The organism is Streptobacillus felis (assembly GCF_001559775.1).
Classification (GTDB): Bacteria; Fusobacteriota; Fusobacteriia; order Fusobacteriales; family Leptotrichiaceae; genus Streptobacillus; species Streptobacillus felis.
Genome location: NZ_LOHX01000112.1, coordinates 1 through 7362, shown reverse-complemented (window position 1 = coordinate 7362; position 7362 = coordinate 1). Strand labels below are relative to the sequence as shown.

5 protein-coding genes are annotated in these 7362 nt (G+C 24.7%); 4 read left to right on the top strand and 1 reads right to left on the bottom strand.

The genetic code is table 11. The features are described 5' to 3' along the window. Positions 1–299 precede the first annotated feature (299 nt). Positions 300–557 (bottom strand): hypothetical protein, encoded by a 258-nt coding sequence (locus tag AYC60_RS08540; RefSeq protein ID WP_156447637.1) that lies wholly within the window; start codon positions 555–557, stop codon positions 300–302. A 379-nt stretch (positions 558–936) separates the two neighbouring features. Between AYC60_RS08540 and AYC60_RS01930 the strand changes: the two genes are divergently transcribed. The 4 genes from AYC60_RS01930 to AYC60_RS01915 all read left to right on the top strand — a co-directional run. Beyond that, complete coding sequence (locus AYC60_RS01930; protein WP_067320652.1) at positions 937–5229, top strand: Mbeg1-like protein; 4293 nt, start codon at positions 937–939, stop codon at positions 5227–5229. 2 nt (positions 5230–5231) lie between these two features. Continuing rightward, the gene (locus AYC60_RS01925) at positions 5232–6185 is read left to right on the top strand and encodes a hypothetical protein (protein ID WP_067320649.1); all 954 of its coding nucleotides are present in this window, start codon (positions 5232–5234) and stop codon (positions 6183–6185) included. After that, positions 6182–6703 (top strand): hypothetical protein, encoded by a 522-nt coding sequence (locus tag AYC60_RS01920; RefSeq protein WP_067320647.1) that lies wholly within the window; start codon positions 6182–6184, stop codon positions 6701–6703. Before AYC60_RS01925 ends, AYC60_RS01920 begins: the two co-directional genes overlap by 4 nt. Beyond that, a partial coding sequence (locus tag AYC60_RS01915) for a ShlB/FhaC/HecB family hemolysin secretion/activation protein (RefSeq protein WP_197416925.1) occupies positions 6700–7362 on the top strand: 663 nt, incomplete at its 3' end. The genes AYC60_RS01920 and AYC60_RS01915, both read left to right, overlap by 4 nt.

Sequence of the window (7362 nt, the reverse complement as noted above, 5' to 3'; positions counted from 1 at the left end):
AAATAATTATATATTTGAAAAGGAAGAAGATTTATACAAAGGAATAGAAGAATTTTCATATGTATATTATAATTATGTAAGACCACATAGTTATAATGGATATTTAACACCTATGGAGGTGAGAAGAAGAAAATAAATTAACTTTACCATGCTGTATCAAAAAAGCTTGACCACTACAACAAACCTAAAGGAAACATCAAAAGCTTAAAAGAACTAAATACAGATGAGAATTTAGAGATAATATCTAATACCTTTAAATCAGAAGGAGATATAAAGGCAAAAGAATTAAAAGTAACAACTTATGCAGGAGAAGAAGGTATAAGACTAAGTGCAGACATAATAGGCTCTATACATGGAGATGTAGTAAAGATAGTAGCAACAAAATCAGGTATAGGAGTTAAGAGTATAACTTCAAAAGACTTAACATTAGAATCAAAGACACAAGCTAAAATAGAGGAAATAAAGACAGATAATCTAAATGTTAAGGTAGAAGGAGATTTTACAAATAGAGATAAAATAATATCAAATGAAAGTATTAATATATCAGCTAAAAACATAATAAATGATGGGAATGTATTAATAAGTGATAATATAAACCTAATAGCCCAAAACAACATAGATAATAAAAATGGAGCAATAATACATGCAGATAAAAATCTAAATATATCAAGTACTACTTTAAATAATGTAGGAAGAGTAAATTCATATGGAAGTCCTATTAAGAAATGGATTACTTTAGATAATAAAGAACTAAATGAAGAAGAAGTAAAAACAAAATGGATAAAAAAAGTAGTAGAACAATATGATTCATATAATGCACTAAAACAATCGAAAACAGATGAAGCAAAAAGAAATGCTTTATCAGCCTTTTATGATGAAGTAGTAGAAATAGATCTTAGTGAATTTGATTGGAGAGTACTAAAGAATCATGAAACATTGGTAAAGAATAGAAATAGGGCAGGGAAACCAGGTATATTCTTTAATCTAGATGAATACACTACATTACTAAGTAAAGAAAATATATCAAATATTAAAGAAGAACATAGAAGATATATGTATGATAATGTAGATAAGACAGAAGATTATACAAGAAGTGGAGAAACCAAATTAACTCTAAAAGGTATAATTGAAAATACTAATTCTGATACAAGCTTTTCAGTACTTAGTGGAAATAATATTAATATTACTACAAAAGAAGAATTAAATAATAAAGATGGACATATAATAGCAAATAAAGAAAATAAGATAAGTTCAAATATCTTTAATAATTCATCGAGTATAAGTGATGAAAAGATAATAGTTAAAGATGGATATGAGAAGATGATATATGAAGGAGATAGAACTTGTTTTGGAGTAGTTGCTTGTTACATATATCATAAAGCTACATATATTAGAGACTTAGGTAATGAAAGAGAAGTAAGTCTTAAAGGACTTCCCTCACATATTAAGGGAGAAGAAATAAATATAATATCAAATATTGTAAATCTTAAAGATGAAGATAAGAAGACTTTAAGAGAAGAAGATGAAAGATATGTAAATAATAAAGAGAATATAGATATAGATGGAAAGAATGTAGAGTATACAGTAGAAGAAGACCCAAGATATACAAAACTATCAAATTTCTTAAATAATCCGTATTTTCTAAATAATATTAAATACAATAATAAAAACAAGTATTTAATAAATGAATTCAAATTAGAGGATAAAAAACTTGAAAAAGAAACTCCTAAGAAGAGTAATATTACAATAAATGCAAAGAATTTAAATATTAGAGATCAAAAGTTACTATTTGATAATATTAATTTATCAAGTAATAACATATTAATAGAGGGAGCAAGATTAAAAGCCTTAGATAATTTAAATATTAAATCAGATAATATATTTGTAAAATCTATAGTAGATGAAAGAATAAATGAAATAAAATATTTAGAAGACACTCTATTTTGGAAGTCTTTAGTAGAAGAAAGACAAAAGACAGAGAAAAATATATCAAGTGAAATATTTGGTAAAAACATTAAAATAGATTCAAGAAGTACTAATATATTAGGCAGTAATTTAATAGCAGAAGAAAATATAGAGTTAAATAGTGAAAAGATAAAAATATTATCAAATAAGACGAAGAATACAAGACATGAGATAAATGAAAATATATTTATCAAAAATAGAACTAAGATAGAACAAATTGAAGAAATAGAAGAAATAAATTCTAGTAATATATTAGGGAAAAATGTTAAAATAAATACAGGGGACTTACTTGTAAGAGGTTCTAATATACATACAAATGAAAAGTTAGAAATAAAGGCAAGTAGCGTAAATATATTAGAAGATAAAAGTAAGATTTTAAGAGAAGACTATTTAAATGATAGTAGAGTAAATTTTGATTTAAAGGTAAGTTTAAGAGGAGTAAGTGCAAAACTAGGTTATACATTAAATCAAGATGAAAATACTGAAGAAAGTCTACTTTCACATAAATCAAATATATCATCAAAAGAAATAAGGATAGAAACAACAGGAGATGTAGTAAGTAGTGCAGATATATTAGGAGAAAGACTTGAAATTAATGCAAATAATATACTATTAAAAGATGTAAAAAATGATGTAAAAGGTAATTTAAAGTCTAATAATTTTAATATAGGTATTAGAGTAAATGCAGGGTCAAGTTTACTTGATATAGCAGCAGATACAAAAGAAATGATTGAAAGTGGAAGAGTAGATAATGTATTAAATATAGCTTCTAATATACATAAGGTAAATAAGGTTATTAGTGGAGCAATAAATCCTAATAAATTAGTTGATGTATCTGTAGGTTTAAGTGTTGGAGGAAGTAATAGACGGGCAAACATTGAAAGTAGTGAGAGCTTATCATCAAGAATAGATGTAAATAATATATTACTTAATGCAAAAGAAAAAGTAGCTTTATTAAATCAAGAAATAAATGGAGAGAGTTTAGAGATAAATTCAAAAGAGACACATTTATTACAAGGAGAAAGCAGTAAAAGAGTAAGTGATAAAACAGATGGGGGAAATGTAGATTTATCATTTAACCCATTAACAATGAGTGGAACAGTTGGGGTAGGGTATAGTAATAAGAGGTATTCATTAGATGAGAAGATATATAGTAAGAATAAATTAAATTTAGAAGATATAAAAATAAATAGTGAAAAAGTATTAGAAGAAGATAAAAGAGATGAGAAAAAAGAAGATAAATCAAGTTTAGATTTAGGATTTTCAGTGTCAGCAGGCATGAGTGGAGTTACTGGAGTAGATGCAAATGTAAAGGTAAATGATACTGGTATAGGCTTAGGATTAGATTTATCAGGTAGTAGTGTATTAGGTGGAAGAGGTTCACTATCACATAAAGGAAATGGATTTGGTATAGGTTTAAGTAGAGAAGGTAAGATAACAAGTTCAGAAATAGAAGTAGATGGAAAGAAATACAATGCTCATTTAGAACTATTACATAAAGAAAATAGAGATAAGGTCATAGATGATTTTAAGAATGTATTAGGGACACCTAGTGCCTATGTTAGGGCTATAGATACAACAGTTAATATAGATGGAGCTAATTTACTTACTGAAATAAATAAAGAAGTTACAAAATTAAATGTTGACACAGAGACTTTATTAAGGAGATATAAAGGTATTTTAGAAAATTCAAAAAGTGATGAAGAAAGAATTTCAATAATAAAATCATATTATAGAGATATAGGAAAAGTTGGTGGGAAAGAATTTAAGGATGTAGTCTTTCTAGATAATATTACAAATGATAAAGGAGTAATAACAAAGGCAGGGACTACAAAAGATAACACACTTTATATTAATATAAATAATGTGGATGTATTAGATTTAGAAAGTATGAAAAAGTTAGTAACATATGAAACAAATAGATGGAAATATGAAAACGAAGAAATAGATGATAATACTTTACATTATAAACAAGAAGAAATAAATGAAAGTAGAACATCTATAGAAGTAGAAACCAAAACACTTACTATGGAAGAAATGAGTGAACTTAGAAATTATACATATGTACCTAGATTTTCAGAAAAAGAGATACAAAAACAAATATTAGAAATAGAAAAAAGTTTAGATGAAAAAAACAAGAAAAAGTTTAATAAATTAAACGATTTAGAAAAGAGAAATGTAGCTAACAATATACTATTAAAAGAAAAAATAGAAGGAACAATTGATAAGAAAGTTGACACTATTTTTTATGTAGATAATCCAAATAACATCTATACAGGGATTGATACAAAAGGATTTACAGTTGATGAATTGAATAAGATAGCACAAAATGCATATAAGGATTATAGTGTTGAAAAAACTTTTTATAAAGATTTAGTTGTAAAAAAAGTAATCAAAGATGAAAAAAATGGATTAGATGGATATATATTAGAGAATAAAAATACGGGAGAAATAATAATATCGTTTAGGGGTACAGAAAAAACAAAAATAAATGATATAAAAAATGATATTCAGTTATCAGAAAGGAACAATGATCAATATTTGGAGGCTTATAAACAAGTAAAAGAATATTTAGAAAGTTCCAAAAATAAAGGGAAAGTAGCCCTTTTAGTAGGACATTCATTAGGCGGAGGAATAGCAAATTATATCTCAAGAAGATTAATAAATACACAAGCTGTAACATTTGATCCAGCTCCTGTTGTTTATGATAGTGTGATAAAAAATGAAATTAAAGGAAGAGAAAGAGTTGGATATGATACTAGTGGAGATAGGGATTCTTTAGCTGTTATTCCATTATCAGCTCTTTTAAATGGAACTACTATTTCTAAAGGGAAATTAACAACTAATAATAAAACTGCAAATTTTGCTAGTGATTTAATGCATTATGATTTAATGATTAATATATTATTAAAAAGTATAAGAAAGTTTTATCCGGAAAATTCTAAATATATGATAGAAACGGCATATCAAAATAGTAAGAACGCAAATCTTATAAATAGAAAAATTAGAAAAGAATTGTTAGAAAAACATCCTGATATTAATCATTATTTAGAATTGTTACAAAGAAGAAACTGGTTTTTATCTAGTAAAACTACAGAATATAAGGCTATTGGCTTGGAAAAACAAATAAAGGAATATGAAAAAAAAGATTATATAAAGAAGTATAATGAAGCAATAGTTGGAATAACTCAAAATCATCAAGTAGGAAAAGTTGATAAAAATGCAAATAAACTTGTAAAAAGGAAGCAGAAAGTAGGTAAATAGAAATGAAAGAAAATTTTTTAATTGCTTTAGGCATATTTTTTATTTTATTAATTCTCTCTATTTTTCCAATTTATAGGTGGTTATATGGTGTTCCAAATGAAATTAGACAGCAAGTTGTGTCATATTATGAGCAAGAATATAATTTAATAATACAAACCAAAGATATAAGTGTAGGCCCATATATGCTTGAACATGAAGGTTTAGATGCAAACTGGAGTAATAGCATATATTTTGAAGGCAGATTTGATTTAAAATTAGATTATTTTAATGATATATATGTAGAAAATATTAAATATGATGAAGAATCTATAAAAAGATACAAATATTATATATTAGATACACATCTACAATATATGAAACCATATATAGTAAACGAACTAATTTATGATAAATCAAAAGGTAATGATTTTGAAAAAATATTAGAAATATTAGAAGAAAATAAGTTAGAAATATGTGAAGCTTTTAGTAATGATAATCCTAAAAAATGTAATATTAAATTTGACATACACTTAATAAAGAAAGAATTTAGTGGAGTTAGATATGTAAAACATAATAATGTTATTTTTGGATTATTTGATAAGAAAATAAAATACGATGATTTAGTAGAACAAGATATATTAAAAGAAATAAATTCTAAACCTATAAAAATAGAAAATATGGATTGGGATAAGTATCTTGAAAAAAGTAAAATGTATATATTATTTAAAATATATGTAGAACAATATGATGATGAGTATAAATGGTATAGGGATTATGAAGTATATGTAGGTTATGATACAAGTTCAGAAGAAAATGATAAATTGAAAAATTTACTTGATAAAATTAGACAATACTATAATAATGAAATTTTAGATATAGTGTTTTCGATAGAACATTTTCAAGCAGATGAAGAAATAGGAGAAATTTATAAAGAAAAGTTTAATATTTTAACAGAAAAAGGAGAACCATTAAAATGAAAAAGGTAATATTGATTACTTTAATATTAGGAGTTATTGGATACTCTGTCCCACAAAGAGCTACACAAGTTACAAGAGACTTAATTATTGAAAGTTTTTCAACAAATGATGAAAGATTTTCAAGTAAATTAGATTTATTAAGACCGTATATAGAAACAAAAAAAGATATGAAACCAACATTAAATTTCATGATATTACAACTTGAAAAAACTTTTGCAACAAGGAAAGTAGAGTTTATAACAAATGAAAGAAAAATAATATATGAAGTACCTAAAGAATCTTTAAAATTTGTATATTTCAATAATAAGCTTGGAGATCAATTTGAATTAATAATTAATGATAGTGATATAGAAGAATTCCTAGAAATGACAAGAGAAGAAGGTGAAATCAAGCTTATATTTACAAATGATTATGAAGATGAGTTAATAAAGGTATTAACTGAAAAAGAAAAAGAAATTTTAAATATTACTATTCTAAACTATATTTATAAATTAAATAATATGAATGGTGAATTATGAAAAAATTACTAATAATACTAATACCATTTATTGTTTATTCTACAGAAATAGATAAGATAATATATAATGGAATTGAAGATAGTTTGGCTATTAGTTTAAATAGTGATTTAAAAAGTGGAGAAGAACTAGATGTATCAAAAATAGATACACTAGTATCTAACTTCAAATATGCTAAAAGTAATAATATAGATGTTAGTATAGAACCATCTATAGAAGAAGATAAGTCAAATATAGTAATAACTAATAAGAAAACTAATCCATTTAAACTATCACTAGGTTTTGATAATTATGGAGAAAATAATGAAGTTGGTAAATATAGATACAATATAAGTGCAGGAGTTGAAGGATTAATATTAAATGAAAAACTAGATATATCATATACTTTTGTAAGACCTATACTACCAAATAGAAAAGTAATGAAGAATGTAGATGAATTACTTCCTGGAGAAGAATTAGAAGAAGTATCTGATAAAAGAAGGTCTAGAAGAAATGAGAATTTAGATATTAATTTATCATTTCCAATAAAGAATAATAAGATCTATCTAAAATATAGTAATACAAGATATTTAAGAAGTATAATTACAGATAATGAAAATATATATGATATATCAGGATTAAGTAATGGATTTGAAATAAAGTTTGATAGAAAGATAAATAAA